Below are 17,843 nucleotides of genomic sequence, written 5' to 3'. Positions count from 1 at the left end.
TCATTATCGACTGCGGAAGCGCCATCGCCCACGATATCCTGTCGGCGGTTTCGCTGCTGGAGGCTGATTCTGTTCTCCGGCTGGTCAACTGCGACCTGAAATCTGTCAGCTACCTTTCGTCGCAGCTGCCGCTCCTGAAGGATCAGAAATGGGATACCGACAAGCAGTATAAGGCGGCTTCCAACATCAAGTCCAATCAAGCCGGAGAGCATATCGAGCAGGTCTTGGGAAGAGTCGCTTTTAAGCTTCCCCATTCGAATGAGGTGGAGAATCTGGCTCTTGCGGGAAAACTGCTGGGAGAGCTGACGCTCAAGGACAGCAGGAGCTTTCGCAAGGAGATCGCCAGACTTGCAAAGGAGGTGTTCGGCGTATGAGCAAAAAGAAAAATATACAAGCTGAAAATATCCCGCCGCTCGTNAGAAAAATATACAAGCTGAAAATATCCCGCCGCTCGTAGGAGAAAAACAGCAGACCATCACCATGACAGGCAATCAAGGCCTGTTTTTTTCTTCCGATGGGGCGGCCAGGGAATTCGGACCGGTGCTTCATGAGGTGCAGGAGTACATCTCAAGTAAATATGCCGTGCTGATCACCGATGGAGGCACGGAGGAAGTCAAGGCCCAGATTAAGAGGTATATTACCAAATATGTTCAGGATTACCGCATTGCTGTTGCGGGCATGTCACAGGAGCAGCTGGTGGACGCCCTGTACACCGAGATGGCGGAATTTTCGTTCCTGACAAAGTATATTTTCGGCGCCGGTATTGAGGAAATTGACGTCAATGCCTGGAACGATATCGAGGTGCAGTACAGCAGCGGGATCACCAAAAAGCTGGACGAACACTTTGACAGTCCTGAACATGCCATAAACGTTGTGCGCCGTATGCTCCATGTATCCGGCATGGTGCTTGACAACGCCAGCCCCGCCATTTTGGGGCACCTCTCCAAAAACATCCGTATCGCAGTGCTGAAAACCCCTCTGGTTGACGAGGATGTAGGAGTATCCGCATCTATCCGTATCGTAAATCCCCAATCCATGAAAAAAGAGGATTTCATCCGGGGCGGTACCGCTACCGGACCGATGCTGGACTTCCTGGCGGAATGCCTCAGATACGGCATCTCCGTCTGTGTGGCAGGAGCCACCAGCTCCGGAAAGACAACGCTGGCGGGGTGGCTTCTGACAACCATACCGGACAATAAAAGAATATTCACCATTGAAAACGGCTCCCGTGAGCTGGCATTGGTGCGCCGGAAGGACGGAAGGGTATGCAACAGCGTCATCCATACCCTGACCCGCATGAGTGAAAACGAGAAGCAGAACATCGATCAGGACATCCTGCTGGATATGGCTCTGCGCTTTAATCCTGAGATTATCTGCGTAGGCGAGATGCGCGGGCCGGAGGCTTATGCCGCCCAAGAGTCAGCCAGAACCGGCCACACGGTGCTGACCACCATCCACTCCAACAGCTGCGAGGCCACATGGCGCCGAATGGTCACCCTATGCAAAAGGAAATATGACATGGCGGATAACACGCTTATGGATCTGGTGACAGAAGCATTCCCTATCGTGGTGTTTTCAAAGCAGCTGGAGAACAAGCAGCGAAGGCTGATGGAGATCATGGAGTGCGAGATTCTGACGGACGGAACACGAAGCTTCCGCAGTCTGTTTCAGTTTCAGATCACCGAGAACCGCGTAGAGGACGGTAAATTTATTATCAACGGCTGCCACAGCGCGGTACAGGGGATCTCGCCAAGTCTGCAGAAGCGTTTTCTGGAAAACGGGATGCCGCAGGACACCCTGAAACAAATCCTCGCGGCGGGAGGTGCTGCCTGATGATGACAATCCTTTTAGTTGCCTGTGCCGGTTTTATCACCGGCGCTTTTCTTTTGCTCGGACTTTCCCCGCTGGAATTTACCAATGGGCTGTTCGGCTTTCTTATCCGAAAAAACAAAAGCATCAAGGCGGAGATCAACGAAGCTGCCCGGCTGAAAAAGCTGTCCTTCCTCCGCCGGGAGATCACCGAGGTGCAGGAGATTCTCTCCATCACCGGGCGGGGCTCCCGCTTTTCCATGATCTGCGCTGCGTCGCTGGTGTTTTTTGCAGCAGGCGCCAGCCTTGCCGTCCTGATAGGCAACATGTTTCTGGTGCCCGTGACGGCGGTCGGCATGATGTTTATTCCCTTTTGGTACATCCGGCTGACAGCCACGCATTACAAGAAGAACATCGCCGCAGAGCTGGAAACGGCTCTGTCTATCATCACTACTGCTTACCTGAGAAGCGAGGATATTCTGACGGCGGTGGAGGAAAGCATTCAGTACCTCAATCCGCCCGTGCGAAGTGTATTTGCCGGATTTTTGACACAGGTGAAGCTTATTGACCCCGATCTGGACAAAGCGCTCCACGCCATGAAGCCAAAAATCGACAACGAGGTATTTCAGGAATGGTGTGATGCCATTGCCGCCTGCCAGCACGACCGCAGTCTCAAGACCACGCTGACTCCGATTGTCAGCAAGCTCTCCGACATGCGTATTGTGAATGCTGAACTGGAATACCTGGTGTTTGAACCGCGCAAGGAATTCATTATCATGGCCCTGCTTGTGGTCGGCAATGTGCCGATTATGTATTTTCTCAACAAGGACTGGTACCATACCCTGATGCATACGGCAGTGGGGCAGATCATCCTGGCAGTCTGCGCTGCGGCGATTTTTATCTCTGCAGCTTTTGTTATCAGGCTGACCAAGCCCATCGAGTACAGGAGGTGATAGAGAGAATGACACAACTGTTTTTTACAGGAGTCCTCCTTGCCGCAGGGCTGTACTTTATTCTGGCAAGCATCCTGAAGCTGCCTACTATGGATACGGCCAAGGCCATACTGAATGCGGGAAGGAAGAACAAAAAAACCGCCAAAAGCGTGGAAGCCTGGCTCATGACCGGGGCAGTTAAGCTCTCAGGATATATACAGATGGATGAGTACAAGCACAGCCGCATGGCAAACGTCCTGAAGGCGGCCGGCTTAAGCATGACGCCGGAGGTTTATTCAGCCTATGCCATTACAAAAGCCGGAGCCATTCTGCTGTGTGTTATACCCTGCCTTTTTCTTTTTCCTCTGCTCTCGCCGGTGCTGATCATACTTGCGGTCCTGACATACTTTAAGGAGATAAGGAAGGCCGACGAGCAGCTAAAGGAAAAGCGGGAGCAGATCGAAGGCGAGCTTCCGAGGTTTGTTTCCACCATTGAGCAGACCCTGAAGGCGAGCCGTGACGTGCTGGCAATGATGGAGAACTATAAGAAAAATGCCGGCCCCGCCTTTGCCCATGAGCTGGATGTTTTGACGGCTGACATGCGTTCATCAAGCTATGAGGCGGCGCTGACCCGGTTTGAGGCAAGGCTCAATTCACCCATGCTCTCCGATGTGGTCAGGGGGCTCATTGGCGTCCTGCGCGGCGATGACAGTGCTGTGTATTTTCAGATGCTGGCACATGATTTCAAGGCATTGGAACTCCAACGGCTGAAAGGACAAGCGCAGAAGATCCCGCCGAAGATCAGGGTGTTCTCGTTTATCATGCTGATCTGCTTTCTCTTGACCTATCTTGTCATCATCGCCATGGAGATACTCAGTTCCCTTGGCGGGATGTTTTAGAAGGAGGTGCGATATGGATCATAAAGATATTAAGGGGGTGCGGATGTGCTGAAGCTGCTAAGAAGCAATCGCGGCGAGGGTTATATCGACGTGGCCGTGCTGGTACTGTGCGTGATGCTGGTCATCGCTTTGGCAGTGAGCGTACTTCCGGTGTTCGTAACAAAAAATAAGCTGGATACCTACGCCTCGGAACTATGCCGTGAGGCGGAGATCGCCGGGCGCGTCGGCAGCGAAACTACCCTGCGGGCAGAGATTCTCACCGAAAATACAGGACTTGTTCCGAATATTTTGTGGTCGAAAAACGGAAGGCTCCAACTTAACGAGGAATTCACCGTGACCGTAACCGTTCAGACCGACATCGGCATATTCGGAGGCTTCGGCAGCTTTCCTGTCACCCTGAAGGCTGCGGCCAGCGGCAAGAGTGAGGTGTACTGGAAATGAGTTTTGGCAGAATTTGTGATATACTTAAAAGCAAAAAGGGCACGTCTTTCCCGCTTGTCGTTGCCGTGACCCTCGCGCTCGTGCTTGTTTTTTGTGGCGTTAGTGAGTCCATACGGCTGATGATTGTCGCCCAGGGTGTTCGTGACGCAGTTCAGTCTGCCGTTATATCGACAATCAACGACAATTATGACAACGTGTATCACGGGGTGCGGGAAGGATACAGCGGGGCTTATCAGCCCAATGCCTCCGATTTCGAGGAAAGCCTGGACTACGGCGATATGTACGGCAGGCTGGATCAGTTGCTGGGACTTCGGCAGGAAAACGGCTATCATGTAAAGTATGCTGGGGATGACGTAGAGTTCCGGCTGTCCGGCCTCTCCGTTTACCTTGACAATATGCCCCTGGCTCCAGCAAGTCCAGACAATTCGAAGGGTCTGCTGGCCGATGCAGCCTTAAAGCTGGAGGTTCCGGTATCCTTTGGCGGAAAAAGCCTGCCGCCCATGGTGATCAATCTCAGGGTAGAGGCTAAATATATGCCGATATTTTAATGTTTTCGGATTGGCAATAGACTTCCGAAAGCTTTTATAGTATGGTGTGTCATTGAAAAGACATACCAACCTTTTACACAAAGGAGGTATCCTGAAAATGAAACTGACAGACAAAGCCAAAAAACGCCTTACCCTCGCCGGACTTGGTGTGGTGTGCGTCGTCCTTGTTATAGCGATAGCTTCGCAGTTTAAAACGGAGGCACCCAAAGACAGATCCGTCCAGCCTTCTTCCACGGTATCGGACACAGCCAGCCCCGGCGAAGTAATTCCGGAACAATCTGCAGATCCGATTAAGACACAGAAGGCAACTGTCCCGCCCATCAACCCGGCTGATGCTTCTTCTAAGCTTGCGGATACTGGAGATTCCACGGGTACGGAGCAGAGCATACAGGCGGAGGTCACCAAGCCCTCGAAACCGCCGCAGGAGGTATTGACCGACCCGTTCAAAACACCGGACGGAAAAAAAGTTGACGAGGCAAAAAAGCCGGAGAGCAGTGCATCGTCTTCAACGCCGAAATCCGGAGATAAGAAAGACGGCAAAATATATGTCCCCGGCTTCGGATGGATCGACGATAACGGCGGAGGAGGTTCGGGAACAACTGCCGGAGATATGTACGAAAACGGCAACAAGATCGGGAAAATGGACTGAACAACTTAATAAGCAGGGGCGAAGAACACAGCAGAGATGCTGTGTTTTTTGCGTTGCAAGGAGGTTTTCATGAAACGAACACTCAGCATTTTTCTTTTGCTTGTGCTGTTGCTTTCTTTGTTTCAACCTGTTAAAGCCCGTGCCGAGGGCGAAGGCAACATCGATAACGGCGGCAGCGGAATAGGCAGCGGTACAAGCACGGATTACTGGAATCCTGGCGATGAAGGCGTGAGAGTGACGGTAATCAGAGTAAGCGACCATGCGGTTGTGACTACACCAATTGACCTTACAAACAAACATCCCACGATTTCCGTTAACTTTAAAAAGGTATGTAAAATCTCTTATACCGGAGGATGTGCTCTTTCACCGGACACGAATGCATACGGTTATATTAATCCATCCCAACCCCTGCCCAAAATCATAGGCACATCAGGCGGCAACGCTAATATTGATGCAATCAAAAGTTATTTTACAGACGAGCAAGTCATACGAAGCATCGCAAACCTCACCGGTATGGACTTTAATGTTCTGACAAACGGTCAATACCGTCTGCTCCTTGAACCAATTGCCTATATAACCTTTGGCGGAATCAAGTACGCCATGACAGCTACCGAAGCAGCACTTTTTGACCGTCAACTGAACGGCAGTCTGCGGAGCAAGATGGCTGCGCTTTGCCATAAGAACCTGCCGCTGGCGATGTTCCTGGAAACGCCTGACCTTGGTTACCCGGCGTGGGCCGGTTCCACAACCACCGCTGCGTCGGATGCGGACATTATCTCATCTCTCGGCCTCGGCATCGTGCGCTTCAATGAAGCCGAACCGGAGCCTCCGAAGGTTACTGCAGCCGATTATGAGTATCGGGTCAATACTGAAGTCATCACCTCTGTTATTGTTCGCGGCGGTCAATCAGATCCGGATAATCCAGTCACAGTGAGGTTTACAATCGGCGGCCAGACCTACACCGTTAACGGAGTATATTATCCGGAGGGAGACAGCCAGCTGGTGTGGGTTCGCTGGCGGACGCCTGCGACTCCGCAGCTTATGACCATTCATGTTTCGGTGTCGGGCGGCGGCTCTGCAAGCCAGGGAGCTATCATTGCAAAGATTGTGGATCTCTCCGGAAACGATCCTCCAAATCCGGTAGCTGATGATCGGGATGACTCCTTCTCTGCAGCCGCTGTGCCTAACAAAGCTCAGAAAACATCAGCTTCCTGGGGCATGTGGCGACCGTGGTGGCATTCCAATTGGGTATGGATTTCTACGGGTAAAGATACCGGCTATTGGGCAGACGAAGGTTGGTGGGAGTTCGATTGGCTCTCATACAGTGCAAGCCTTTCGGCTGCCATGAATATCGTTCCCGACGCCAAAGACCCCACAACAACCGGAAAAACCATGAAAAGCGGCTACGGTATCAATCAGACCGTTACCGCAAATGTCAACACTAATCAATCCTCGGCGGTGACCGACGCGCAGATGGCCGTGACATATTTCCCTGAATTCCGGTACGAAACCTACTGGCGGCTGTTGGAGCGAACACAGGCCGGATACAGCTCAAAATTCGAGTTTAAGTCCAACAAATACTCGACCTACAAGCGCCGGACGCATTTCACGCCTATATGGTTCCCGGACGGAAGCTATACGCCTTACACCTGGCTCATCGACTGCTGGACTCCGGCGGGTATGCTTTCCGCTAACCTTACCGACTCGGTGACTATCCGGGGAAGCCTTTGGGATGACTGGCACATCGCGCCGGTTAAGCCATAACAACAGAAAAAAGAAACGGGACTGCAGAGCAAAAAAAGCTTTGCGGTCTTTTTGTATGCAGAAAAATCAAAAACAGAAAGGTGGTAATCCTCATGAAACTGAAGCGAATCCTGCCTGTTCTCCTTGTGGCACTGCTGCTGGGCTGCGTGCTTTGCACAACCGCCTATGCCGCGCCTACAGGTGACGTAGCCGGAGCAATCCAAAGCACATGGAATGATGCCTCCGAACAGATCAAGACCGTGGTAAACAAGGTGGTCTTCCCGGCAATCGACCTGATTTTGGCGGTGTTTTTCTTTGCCAAGCTTGGCACAGCATACTTTGACTACCGGAAGCACGGCCAGTTTGAATGGGCCGCACCAGCAATCCTGTTTGCGTGCTTGGTCTTTACTTTAACCGCGCCGTTGTACATCTGGCAGATCCTCGGGATGTAGGAGGTAAGATAATGAATTATTTTGAACAGGAGCTGCGCAGGCTCTTTGAAAACGACGCAGCTTTCTCTGATAAAAGGTTTGTCGGAAGGGCTTTCTTCGGCAAGCTCACCGACAGCCTCCGTGTAAGAGTTGAATTCGTCACGATGGGTAAATCAGACCATTACGAGGCAATCAAAGCAACCATTATCAACCGCAATGACGGTCCGGTGGACGCTCTAACGCTGCGATTCTCCGACCTGCTTGGCAGGAAAACGGTCAGCAACCAAAACTTCAGGGATGGCATCGCCCCGTATATATGGAAGTATGGGGACAAAATCGAATGGTATGTCTACAAGCCGACAAAATCGGATTACGATCAAATCTCCGAGTCCCTTAACGATTACTTTAACGTATTCCGGGAACCTACGCAGGAGATGGAACAGTCCGGCCAGAGTGAAAACGGTCTGACAATGCAAGGCATATAAATGAAGCAGTTTTTCGGGAGCTTGCGAAATAACAGGATCCCATATTTTTTTCAGGAAGGAGGTGATAACCCATGTTTATATGGAATTTTGTCGCCGACACCGTACTCGGCCAGATCGTTGACTGGATCTACGGCCAGATCATCGGCTTCCTCGGCAACTTTTTCGCGGCCATGGGAAATATGGGCGCCGACCTGTTTGAGATGAACTGGGTAAAGTCTATCGTCCTGTTTTTTGTTTATCTGGCTTGGGCGCTCTATGGAACCGGACTGGTAGTCTCGGCCTTTGAATGCGGCATTGAGTACCAAAGCGGCAGGGGAAGCATCAAGGATGCCGCCATAAACGCCATCAAGGGTTTTATGGCTGTCGGACTGTTTTCCACTGTTCCGATAGAGCTTTACAAGCTGTCCATCTCCCTGCAGAGCAGCTTGACGGCTGGGATTACTGGTCTGGGAACGGGCATCGACACTGTCGCCGCTAACATTATCAATCAGCTGAGTGCTGCGGGAAGTCTTGAAAACGCGGGTAATGCCGGGGTGTTTGGCGGCATGGGAGTGATCACCAGTCCCATTATGCTGATCTTCATCCTCATCCTCATGGGATACGCGGTGATCAAGGTCTTTTTCGCGAACTTAAAGCGCGGCGGCATTCTGCTCATCCAGATTGCCGTAGGCAGCCTGTATATGTTTTCCGTCCCGCGCGGGTATCTTGACGGCTTCGTCAGCTGGTGCAAGCAAATTGTCGGCCTGTGCCTGACAGCCTTCCTGCAGTCTATCATCCTCATCGCGGGTCTCATGGTGGTCAAGGAGCATGCTCTGATGGGGCTGGGCTTGATGCTGTCTGCCGGTGAGGTGCCGAGAATCGCCGGAGCGTTTGGACTGGATACCAGCACAAAAGGCAATCTGATGAGCGCCGTTTATACTGCGCAGACCGCCGTCAACATGACGAGAACCGTGGTAAAGGCGGTGGCTGTGAAATGAAGCTGGCATATATCTGCTCCCCCTATGCCGGAAATATCGAAAACAATGTCCGGTTTGCCAGAGCCGCCTGCCTCTATGCCGCAGAGCATGGCTGTGCGCCTGTCGCAGTTCACCTGTTATACCCGCAGATTCTGGACGATGCCATTCCCGCCCAGCGGAAGATCGGCATCCGGATGGGACAGCGGGTGATGGCATCCTGCGATGAGCTCTGGATCTGCGGAGAGCGCATAAGCCGCGGCATGAGCAGTGAAATCGCAGAAGCCGAGCGGCTTGGCATCCCTGTCAGAAGCCTGTCAACAGAACAGATACAAGAGGGATGCTGTATGAAGGTATTGTCCGACTATCCAATAGAAAGAAAAATCAAGCCGAAGGAAGCGCCTTCCCCCGACTTGAAGCTGCAGCTGTGACCACATCGCTGACCCTCGGAAGCCTGTTTGACGGGATCGGCGGTTTCCCGCTGGCAGGTGTCCGGCAGGGCTTCACCCCTGCATGGGCCAGCGAGATCGAGCCGTTTCCCATTGAGGTTACGAAAATACGGTTTCCAAAAATGCTCCATGTAGGCGACATTACAAAGCTTAAGGGCGCTGAGCTTACCCCTGTGGACGTGGTCTGCGGGGGTTCGCCATGTCAGGATTTATCGGTTGCGGGAAAGCGCGCCGGGCTTCAGGGCGAGCGATCCGGCCTGTTCATGGAGCAGATCCGTGTCATAAAGGAGCTGAGAGAGCATGATGCAAGAACCAAACGAACAGATGACCCTGTTCGACTTAGACCCCGGTATATGGTCTGGGAGAATGTCCCCGGAGCTTTCTCCTCCGCAGACGGAGAGGACTTCCGGGCGGTGCTTGAGGAAACCTGCCGAATTGCTGACAGTACCGTATCTGTACCTCGACCTCCGGGAGGGGTATGGAAGTCTGCTGGGGCCGTATTGGGAGATCAATTCTCACTTGCTTGGAGGGTATACGACGCTCAATACTGGTCCGTCCCGCAAAGGCGCAAAAGAATCTATCTTGTCGCAGATTTTGGAGGACACACCGCACCCCAAATACTATTTAAGCAAGACAGCCTGTTTGGGGATTCTGCGCCGGGCGAAGAAGCGCGGCAAGGAGCTTCCTCCTGTGCTGAAGCAGGCGCTGGAGATCCAGGCGGGAGTACAGTCTGTGTAGAAGCAGACAGCGGTCCTATCGACTTTGCCTGCAACCAGCGGGATGAGGTGCGTAATTTGCACGATGTGTCCGGAGCAATTCAGGTCCAGCCGGGCATGAAGCAGCAGACCTTCATCACCACCGCCTTCTCAGCCGGTCAAGGCGAAAAGGCTGGAGGAATAGGCTGTCAGGAGGAATGCGCTCCAACCCTGAAGGCGTCGGAAAGCGGCTCCAACATGGTACCGCCAGTTCTGTGCCTTAACGATCAGGGCGGAAGCATAATGAATGTAAGTCACAATATTACCGGTACGCTTCGTGCGCAGATGGATGGTCACCCGCCTCTTGTCTTGGGCAATGATCCGGAACTGTTCGAAAATCACGGCATTGACTCACGCTATACAGGTCCCCATGAAGTGGCGCCGACCATGTCCGCCCGGTATGGAACAGGCGGAAATAACGTGCCGCTTATCACTCAAAGTGTTGTTTTGTCCGACGATGAAGTCGACGAACCAGCGTATGCGGAAACCTATTGCATCGCCGGAAATATCATCGACCGGCAGGATCATAACGGCGGCAACGGCATGGGCTTCCAGCCAGATATAAGCTATACGCTCAATACTGCAGACCGTCATTGCGTATTCTCCCAGCAACGGAGCGACGAATATGTTCACAATGATGTGGTCAGCACCCAGAGCGCCCGGCAATACAAAGACTCGACGGACCTTATTTGTGAACTGGACGTCGCAGGCTTGGACTGCCGCAACGGTACAGAAAACGGTGATCTGAGCGGAACGCTTCAGTCTAAGACGGACGGAGGATACTCTCTGAATAATGTGCATCCTGTTCGTATCGGGAAGCTCATTCGGCGCTTAACTCCGTTGGAATGTGAAAGACTGCAGGGCTTCCCTGACTACTGGACTGACATCCCCGGAGCCTCGGATAGCTCAAGGTACAAAGCCATTGGCAATAGTGTTGCGATTCCCTGTGTGGAGCATGTGCTCCGGGGGATCGCATTTTTTTTGCGAAAATTCTATGAAGAACAGGAGGAATCCGAATGTATATCTACCCCGACAACCTGAAATCCAAGGCGGTGCTGTGGCTGTGGCAGCTCAGGGATATCGGTGTCATCGGCGTCGGTCTTTTGCTCTCTGTGTTTGCGCTGGCGCAGCTTAAGTTTCTCCCGCCCATCGTTATCACAGCCCTCTATGCTTTTTTGACCATCCGATTTGAGGATACCAGCATCCTGGACTTTATTAAATATGCCTGCGCCTTCTTCTTTATAAAGCAGCAAACCTATGAATGGGGGTACGGAAAGCAATGAACAGGAAAGAAAAAAAGGCAACTAGGCAAAAGCAATTCACTCGCCAGCTCATCAACACAAAGGGCATCACAGAATACAGCCTTCTGACCTACAGAGACGACGAGCTTGTGTATTTTCTGATCAAGCCTACCAACATTTCAGTATTGTCTGAGGACAGCGTATCGGCGAGGATCTATGCCCTGATGACCGTCCTCAAGGGGATGGCGGAGCTGGAATTCCTATGTCTGAACAGCCGTGAAAACTTTGAGGACAACAAGCAGTTCCTGAAAGACCGGCTGGAACACGAGAACAATCCCGCTGTGCGCAGGCTGCTGGAAAATGACCTGACTCATCTTGACCGGATACAGGTACAGATGGCAACGGCACGGGAATTCCTAGTTGTCATCCGGCTTCGGACCGAGAAGGAAAACGAAGCATTTCCATATTTGAACCGCATTGAAAAGACCCTGCGCGAGCAGGGCTTTTCCGTAATAAGAGCGGATAAAGAGGACATCAAACGTATCTTGGCCGTTTATTTCGAACAAAACGTAACCACGGAGAAATTCGAGGACTTTGACGGAGAACGTTGGATTGTCCTGAACGATTAAATTTATCTGCTGGAAAGATGATCCATCCACAGCTGAAAAATCCGCTTGTTGGTTTTTTCATCCCTGTGGTTGAGACAAAATAACAAGTCATTGGTAAAGCCCTGTAGGTACCCTGGGATGACAGGAACAATAAAAAACCGTTCCATGATCGCTTGATTTAGTTGTTCCATAGGACCTTCCCCAATTAGATGGACAATTTTATTGTAGTGATCATTCAGCTTTGAAAGACTCTTAATTTTGGAAAGATTCTGTTCCTGCTGGTGCCAGTAATCCAGGACAGCCTGCTTTAAATAGTGTTCGGATAAGGAGATATAATGTAAACTGGCAACGGTATGCATATCGTCATAAATGTAAGAGTGTTCCTCAAATTCCTTTGTCACCACGTCATAAAATAAATGATCCTTACAAGCTTCTTTACCTTCTAAGACATCAAAACAAAGCCTGCGCAGCCATGAACCGGCCTCGAATCCATCATTGGCGGAATCATAGGCCAGGGTGCAGTTGGCTGCTTCAAAAATATGGGACAGGTAGCTGTCCAGCAAGTCCTTCCGGAGACCCAGCCTCCCACGGATTTCATTTGCCAGCTCAAAGACTCGCTGGAGGGAGCATTTTGTGGTTCCAAGGGCCTCAAACCCCAGTATTTGTCCGCTGTTTTCAAAAACATTCATCGTTTTATCCCGACCTTTCTATATTTGGCCGGGAATTTCCCGAAAGACAAAAAACGCATGCAAAGGTGCGGACGATCCCGCCCGGATTCCCTTGCACACGCAGGTGTTTCATACTTGTACAGCCATGACAAAAAGTGTAAAATGTTTTTGTCATGGTGCCGTTTTACGGTTGTGCAGGGTGCTCTTATCACCTTACGCAGGGCTGAGATGTTCCCGCATTTCAGCCTGCCATGACGTATTTTGTTGTCAGAGAAATCCCGTTAACGTGTATTACACCTCTGTAAGGAAGAATAGTCAAGACGATTCTCAGCCGGCCTTTCAGTTGAAACTATCAGCTATTCGAATTTTGAGTGAAAATATAGTATAATATATATACAAGGCGGGTGTTGAAATGAGAGATCTCGAAAAACTAATTGATGAGGTTAATGGCTCAATGTCAATGGAAGGTATGCCGCTTACACAGACCGATAAAGACAGAATCAGACATTGCGCGGGGAACGACAAACTAGTTGAAAAAACGATAGCTGAGCTAATCATAAAGCACACGGCTGTCATGGACCAAACCCATGAACAGCAATTATGATTATAGCTATGAGTGGGATCAGAGATATTGTTACCCTCATTCCAAGGTGCTTATCAACAAGCTGGGCATTAAGGATGAGGAAAAGCTCCGCATAGCCGAAAGAGAAATAACCTCTTTACGGATTGCCAATGCCAAAATAAGCGTTATAAAAGGCGATTTTGACCTACTCCATCTAAAAAGGGTTCACAAGTATATCTTCGGTGATATCTACGAATGGGCAGGCGAAATAAGATGGGTAAACATTGCAAAAGGCAATATGTTTTGCAATTATGAGTTTATAGAATCCAATGCCGGTTCGCTTTTCAACAAGCTGAAAAGGGAGAATTATTTGAAAGATGTCTCCAAAGATAAAATCCCGCTCCGCTTGGCGCATTACCTTAGTGAAATTAATGCCCTTCACCCCTTCAGAGAAGGAAATGGCAGGGCGCAAAGACTCTTTATCGAATATCTGGCTGAAAACGCAGGTTATCGTGTAGACTTTTCCCAGGTAACCGACAAGCAAATGATTGAAGCAAGCGCAGCTTCATTCCTGTGCGATTATACGAAAATGGACGAGATTTTCACGGCGATAACCCAACCGCTGTCGGAAAACAACATGACGCAAACTTTCATGAGATAAATTCGGATACACAACTCAGAAAAAGGCAAGTTTCATAAATAAGCGGGGGAGTATTCATTTTGCGAATATTCCCTTTTTATATTTTACCTATATGAAAGCCGTTTGCTTAATTGTATCCATAGAGCAAGCGGCTTTTTTCATATCAAAATTCAAGCAGAAAGAAGTGAATTCAATGGTCCAAAGAAGACCCGGTGCGCCAGAGACGTCACGGGATGATGTACGCATCCAGGAGTTCCTAGATATGATTTCTCCGTCCATGATTAGGTTTTTCACGGACTATTTTATTTGCGGCAACACATACCGCTGCGTATGGGCGCTTCGCGAGTACCCGACAGCCACGGAAGAACAGGCGATTTTGCGCCACTTGGGTGAAAAGGACGGCATTACCCTGCACATCTATACCCGTCACGTCACAGCGGTAGAAGAAAGGAAAATTATCAGCAACGCCGCCAATAAGAACCGTCTGAACAGGAACAATACCAACGACCTTCAGCAAACAGTCACTGCTGAAAGTAACCTTCAGGATGTTGCGGGTATAGTAGCAAACATACACAGAAACAAGGAGCCGCTGCTCCACGCAGCCGTTTATATTGAGCTGTCCGCCCATGACCCGGACCAGCTCAAGCTTCTGCAGACCGAGGTGCTGACTGAGCTGATCCGAAGCAAACTCAATGTCGACCGTCTCCTGCTCCGCCAGCAGCAGGGCTTCCTGTCAGTAATGCCCACCGGCTGGAACGTGTTCGGCGATCAGTTTGAACGGGTGCTGCCCGCCAGCTCGGCCGCTAATCTTTATCCCTTTAACTACAGCGGCAAAACAGATCCCAATGGCTTCTGCCTGGGCAGGGATAAATTCGGCAGCAACATCCTCGTGGATTTTAACCGGCGCGCCGATGACAAGACCAACGCCAACATCCTCATCCTCGGCAATTCCGGTCAGGGCAAGAGCTATCTGCTAAAGCTCATTCTGACCAACCTGCGGGAATCCGGCATGAAGGTGATCTGCCTCGACCCGGAAATGGAGTTCGAGGATCTCACAAACAACCTCGGTGGCTGCTTCATTGACCTGATGACCGGCGAATTCATTATCAATGTTCTGGAACCCAAGACCTGGGACGAAACCGGCGATCCCAAAGATACGGGAGCGCCCCAGGCATTCCGGCAGACATCCAAGCTCAGCCAGCACATCAGCTTTCTCAAGGACTTTTTCCGAGCCTACAAGGATTTCGACGACCGCCAGATTGATACCATCGAGATTATGCTGGGCAAGCTATATGACAAATGGAGCATCACTGACCACAGCAATTTTAACCGGCTGAAGCCTGACGATTATCCCGTTTTATCCGACCTGTACGAGATGATCGAATCGGAATACAAGGAATTCGACGAGGGAAAGCGACAGCTCTATACAGCGGATACGCTGCGGGAAATCTGTCTTGGACTCCATTCCCTGTGTAAGGGTGCGGAGTCCAAATTTTTTAACGGGCACACCAATATCAAAACCAGCGAGTTTGTAACTTTCGGCATTAAAGGGCTTTTGCAGTCCAGCAGGAACCTGCGCAATGCCCTGTTGTTCAACGTGCTGTCCTACATGAGCAACGAGCTTCTCACTACCGGCAATACGGCTGCCAGCATTGACGAGTTCTATCTGTTCCTTTCCAACCTGACTGCCGTGGAATATGTCCGCAACTTCATGAAGCGAGTCAGGAAGAAAGACAGCGCCGTGATCCTCTCCTCGCAGAATCTGGAGGACTTCAATCTGGAGGGTATCCGTGAGTATACGAAGCCGCTATTCTCCATTCCGGCCCATGCTTTTCTGTTTAACGCAGGTAATATCGATAAGCACTTCTATATGGACTCACTCCAGCTGGAGGAATCTGAATATAATCTCATCCGGTACCCCCAACGTGGCGTGTGCTTCTACAAGTGCGGGAACGAGCGGTACAACCTTGTGGTGCAGGCTCCGGAACACAAGGCGATACTTTTCGGAAAGGCAGGCGGACGGTAATGGAAGGCGGTGATTAAACATGGATATCAAGGAGCAGCGATTCGGCATTGAGATTGAAATGACAGGTCTGTCCCGCCAGCGTGCCGCACAGGTTTTGTCGGAGTATTTCGGGCGGTCTGCAAACTTTGACGGCGGCTACTACGGAGAATATTCCGTGCTGGACAGCCAGAGCCGCCGCTGGAAGGTCATGAGCGACGGCAGCATAACTACAGAAAAAAAAGAAGGACGGCGGATCGTTTCAGCAGATAACACCTACAGCGTGGAGCTGGTCAGTCCCATTTGCCGCTACGAGGATATCGAAACCATACAGGAGATTGTTCGCAAATTTCGACAGGCAGGAATGATCGCAAATAGAAGCTGCGGCATCCACATTCACCTGGACGCCTCTCCTCACAACGCCAATACCCTGAGAAATATCACCAACATCATGGCCTCCAAGGAGGATATGATCTACAAGGCCACGCAGGTGGAGGTGGCAAGGGAGCGGCAGTATTGCAAGAAGGTGGAGGAGAGCTTTCTGGAGGAATTAAACCGGAAAAAGCCCCGGACATTAGACGAGGTTAGCCGGATTTGGTATCACGGCAGCGACGGCCGCCGGGAGCATTACCACAACAGTCGGTATCATTGCCTCAACCTCCACAGCGTGTTCCAGAAGGGTACCATTGAGTTCCGGCTCTTCAATTCAACCACCCATGCCGGAAAGATTAAGGCGTACATTCAGCTCTGCCTCGCCATCTCAGCGCAGGCTCTTAACCAGCGATGCGCCAGCCGTCAGAAAACACGCAGCACCAACGAGAAATATACCTTCCGTACCTGGCTTCTGCGGCTTGGGCTTATCGGTGATGAATTCAAAACCGCCCGGCTTCATCTGCTGGAGCATCTGGATGGCTGTATCGCTTGGAAGGATCCGGCTCAAGCCCTCCAGCAAAAGGAACGGTTAAGACAGAAAAAAGAAAAGGAGCTGGCTGAAGCGGCACAATCGGCATTGCCGCAGCAGGAGCAGACAACTGAAAACGAACACGAACAGGCCGGGGAGCAGGACATATGCCCCGGCCTTTCCATGTCGATGCAGTAAGGAGGAACAAGAAGAAATGAAATCTGAAACCCTGTACATCGCCTATGGCAGCAATCTCAATCTGCCGCAGATGGCATTCCGCTGCCCGACGGCCAAGGTAGTCGGCAACAGTGAGATCAAGGATTATGAGCTGCTGTTCCGAGGCGGACGGAGAAGCTCCGTCGCAACTGTGGAGCCGCTCAAGGGCTCCAGTGTCCCTGTTCTTCTGTGGAGGCTGAAGGAACGTGACCTACAGGCTCTCGACTGCTATGAGGGATATCCGTCCTTCTACCGCAAGGAGATACTCGATGTCGAGTTCAGAGGCAAGACTGTTTCGGCCATGGTATACATCATGAACGACGGTCATCCCTTTGGCTCTCCATCGGATTATTACCTCGACACCATCATGGAGGGATACCAATCGGCGGGCTTTAATACTGAGCTTTTAGAGCAGGCCGTGGAAAAATCCATCCGTCTGGCACAGGAGCAGCAGGAACCGGAACAGGACACGCTGTTCAGCCCGAAATGGTGGTGATGCTCCATGGCAGATCCTGCAACCATTACCCTTACGGTCAGGGCAGCCATCGCTGCTGCAACCGATAAACGGACATGGAAGGCAATCGGAGTGGTCATTGCTTCCATCCTGACTCCCATCATTCTGATTGTCGTAATGATCATGAGTATTCTCTCAGGAGGCTCTGATCACAACAAAGCTGCCATCGATCTGTCCTTTAACGGCGGCAGTATTCCAGCGGCTATGCCTACCGAGTACGCCTCGCACATCAGCGACATGAGTAATTGCTTTGCTGTTCTGGACGAGGCCATATCCGAGGCTGAAACCCGGATGGAAGGAGGCGCTTTGGATAACATCCGCATCAAGTCCATTTTTTATTCTCTGAATTTCGGCGCTGAAAATCTGTCCCTGTCAAGGACAGAAGCCCGCGCCTTCG

Annotated in this window: 20 protein-coding genes and 2 pseudogenes; 21 read left to right on the top strand and 1 reads right to left on the bottom strand. The window is 51.1% G+C overall.

Going from position 1 to position 17,843, the window contains the following annotated elements; translation table 11 throughout:
• From B5Y67_RS00480 to B5Y67_RS00410, 15 genes and pseudogenes are all read left to right on the top strand, one after another.
• Positions 1-374 (top strand): annotated as a pseudogene (locus B5Y67_RS00480) (ParA family protein); the annotation flags it as partial.
• A gap of 106 nt (positions 375-480) precedes the next feature.
• Positions 481-1,833, top strand: coding sequence for a CpaF/VirB11 family protein (locus B5Y67_RS00475; RefSeq protein WP_088224633.1), 1,353 nt, complete (start codon positions 481-483; stop codon positions 1,831-1,833).
• Complete coding sequence (locus B5Y67_RS00470) at positions 1,833-2,762, top strand: hypothetical protein (RefSeq protein WP_088224632.1); 930 nt, start codon at positions 1,833-1,835, stop codon at positions 2,760-2,762. Before B5Y67_RS00475 ends, B5Y67_RS00470 begins: the two co-directional genes overlap by 1 nt.
• Positions 2,763-2,770: 8 nt before the next feature.
• Positions 2,771-3,640: a secretion protein F gene (locus B5Y67_RS00465; protein ID WP_088224631.1), complete on the top strand. Its 870-nt coding sequence runs from the start codon at positions 2,771-2,773 to the stop codon at positions 3,638-3,640.
• Between the two features lie 45 nt (positions 3,641-3,685).
• Positions 3,686-4,081 (top strand): DUF4320 family protein, encoded by a 396-nt coding sequence (locus tag B5Y67_RS00460; RefSeq protein WP_088224630.1) that lies wholly within the window; start codon positions 3,686-3,688, stop codon positions 4,079-4,081.
• Entirely contained in the window at positions 4,078-4,629 is a 552-nt protein-coding gene (locus B5Y67_RS00455; RefSeq protein ID WP_088224629.1) for a hypothetical protein, read from the top strand. Before B5Y67_RS00460 ends, B5Y67_RS00455 begins: the two co-directional genes overlap by 4 nt.
• Positions 4,630-4,726: 97 nt before the next feature.
• A complete protein-coding gene (locus B5Y67_RS00450) occupies positions 4,727-5,278 on the top strand; it encodes a DUF6550 family protein (protein WP_088224628.1) in 552 nt (183 codons plus the stop codon).
• Between the two features lie 69 nt (positions 5,279-5,347).
• A complete protein-coding gene (locus B5Y67_RS00445) occupies positions 5,348-7,042 on the top strand; it encodes a hypothetical protein (RefSeq protein ID WP_088224627.1) in 1,695 nt (564 codons plus the stop codon).
• A 92-nt stretch (positions 7,043-7,134) separates the two neighbouring features.
• A complete protein-coding gene (locus B5Y67_RS00440; protein WP_088224626.1) occupies positions 7,135-7,473 on the top strand; it encodes a DUF3852 domain-containing protein in 339 nt (112 codons plus the stop codon).
• A gap of 11 nt (positions 7,474-7,484) precedes the next feature.
• Entirely contained in the window at positions 7,485-7,937 is a 453-nt protein-coding gene (locus B5Y67_RS00435; RefSeq protein WP_088224625.1) for a hypothetical protein, read from the top strand.
• 71 nt (positions 7,938-8,008) lie between these two features.
• Positions 8,009-8,914, top strand: a complete 906-nt coding sequence (locus B5Y67_RS00430; RefSeq protein WP_088224624.1) for a conjugal transfer protein TrbL family protein — start codon at positions 8,009-8,011, stop codon at positions 8,912-8,914.
• Positions 8,911-9,321 (top strand): DUF4406 domain-containing protein, encoded by a 411-nt coding sequence (locus B5Y67_RS00425; protein ID WP_088224623.1) that lies wholly within the window; start codon positions 8,911-8,913, stop codon positions 9,319-9,321. Before B5Y67_RS00430 ends, B5Y67_RS00425 begins: the two co-directional genes overlap by 4 nt.
• Positions 9,318-11,135, top strand: coding sequence for a DNA cytosine methyltransferase (locus B5Y67_RS00420; RefSeq protein ID WP_088224622.1), 1,818 nt, complete (start codon positions 9,318-9,320; stop codon positions 11,133-11,135). The genes B5Y67_RS00425 and B5Y67_RS00420 overlap by 4 nt, the downstream gene beginning before the upstream one ends.
• Complete coding sequence (locus B5Y67_RS00415) at positions 11,111-11,377, top strand: hypothetical protein (protein ID WP_088224621.1); 267 nt, start codon at positions 11,111-11,113, stop codon at positions 11,375-11,377. The genes B5Y67_RS00420 and B5Y67_RS00415 overlap by 25 nt, the downstream gene beginning before the upstream one ends.
• Entirely contained in the window at positions 11,374-11,964 is a 591-nt protein-coding gene (locus B5Y67_RS00410) for a hypothetical protein (RefSeq protein WP_088224620.1), read from the top strand. The genes B5Y67_RS00415 and B5Y67_RS00410 overlap by 4 nt, the downstream gene beginning before the upstream one ends.
• 2 nt (positions 11,965-11,966) lie before the next feature.
• Here B5Y67_RS00410 and B5Y67_RS00405 read toward each other — a convergent pair whose 3' ends face one another.
• Entirely contained in the window at positions 11,967-12,632 is a 666-nt protein-coding gene (locus B5Y67_RS00405; protein ID WP_088224619.1) for a hypothetical protein, read from the bottom strand.
• Between the two features lie 391 nt (positions 12,633-13,023).
• Between B5Y67_RS00405 and B5Y67_RS00400 the strand changes: the two genes are divergently transcribed.
• The 6 genes and pseudogenes from B5Y67_RS00400 to B5Y67_RS00375 form a co-directional block, all read left to right on the top strand.
• Positions 13,024-13,215, top strand: coding sequence for a hypothetical protein (locus tag B5Y67_RS00400; RefSeq protein WP_075366795.1), 192 nt, complete (start codon positions 13,024-13,026; stop codon positions 13,213-13,215).
• Positions 13,199-13,834, top strand: a complete 636-nt coding sequence (locus B5Y67_RS00395; RefSeq protein WP_088224618.1) for a Fic family protein — start codon at positions 13,199-13,201, stop codon at positions 13,832-13,834. Before B5Y67_RS00400 ends, B5Y67_RS00395 begins: the two co-directional genes overlap by 17 nt.
• 172 nt (positions 13,835-14,006) lie before the next feature.
• Positions 14,007-15,839, top strand: coding sequence for a DUF87 domain-containing protein (locus B5Y67_RS00390; protein ID WP_075365551.1), 1,833 nt, complete (start codon positions 14,007-14,009; stop codon positions 15,837-15,839).
• Positions 15,840-15,858: 19 nt separating this feature from the next.
• Positions 15,859-16,914, top strand: coding sequence for an amidoligase family protein (locus B5Y67_RS00385; RefSeq protein ID WP_075365550.1), 1,056 nt, complete (start codon positions 15,859-15,861; stop codon positions 16,912-16,914).
• A gap of 16 nt (positions 16,915-16,930) precedes the next feature.
• Positions 16,931-17,428: a gamma-glutamylcyclotransferase family protein gene (locus B5Y67_RS00380; RefSeq protein ID WP_075365549.1), complete on the top strand. Its 498-nt coding sequence runs from the start codon at positions 16,931-16,933 to the stop codon at positions 17,426-17,428.
• A gap of 6 nt (positions 17,429-17,434) precedes the next feature.
• Positions 17,435-17,843: pseudogene (locus tag B5Y67_RS00375) on the top strand (hypothetical protein); the annotation flags it as partial.

The organism is Desulfosporosinus sp. FKB, from assembly GCF_002196705.1.
Taxonomy (GTDB): domain Bacteria; phylum Bacillota; class Desulfitobacteriia; order Desulfitobacteriales; family Desulfitobacteriaceae; genus Desulfosporosinus.
The sequence above is the reverse complement of the archived record's forward strand: the minus strand, read 5'-3'. Positions and strand labels throughout refer to the sequence as shown.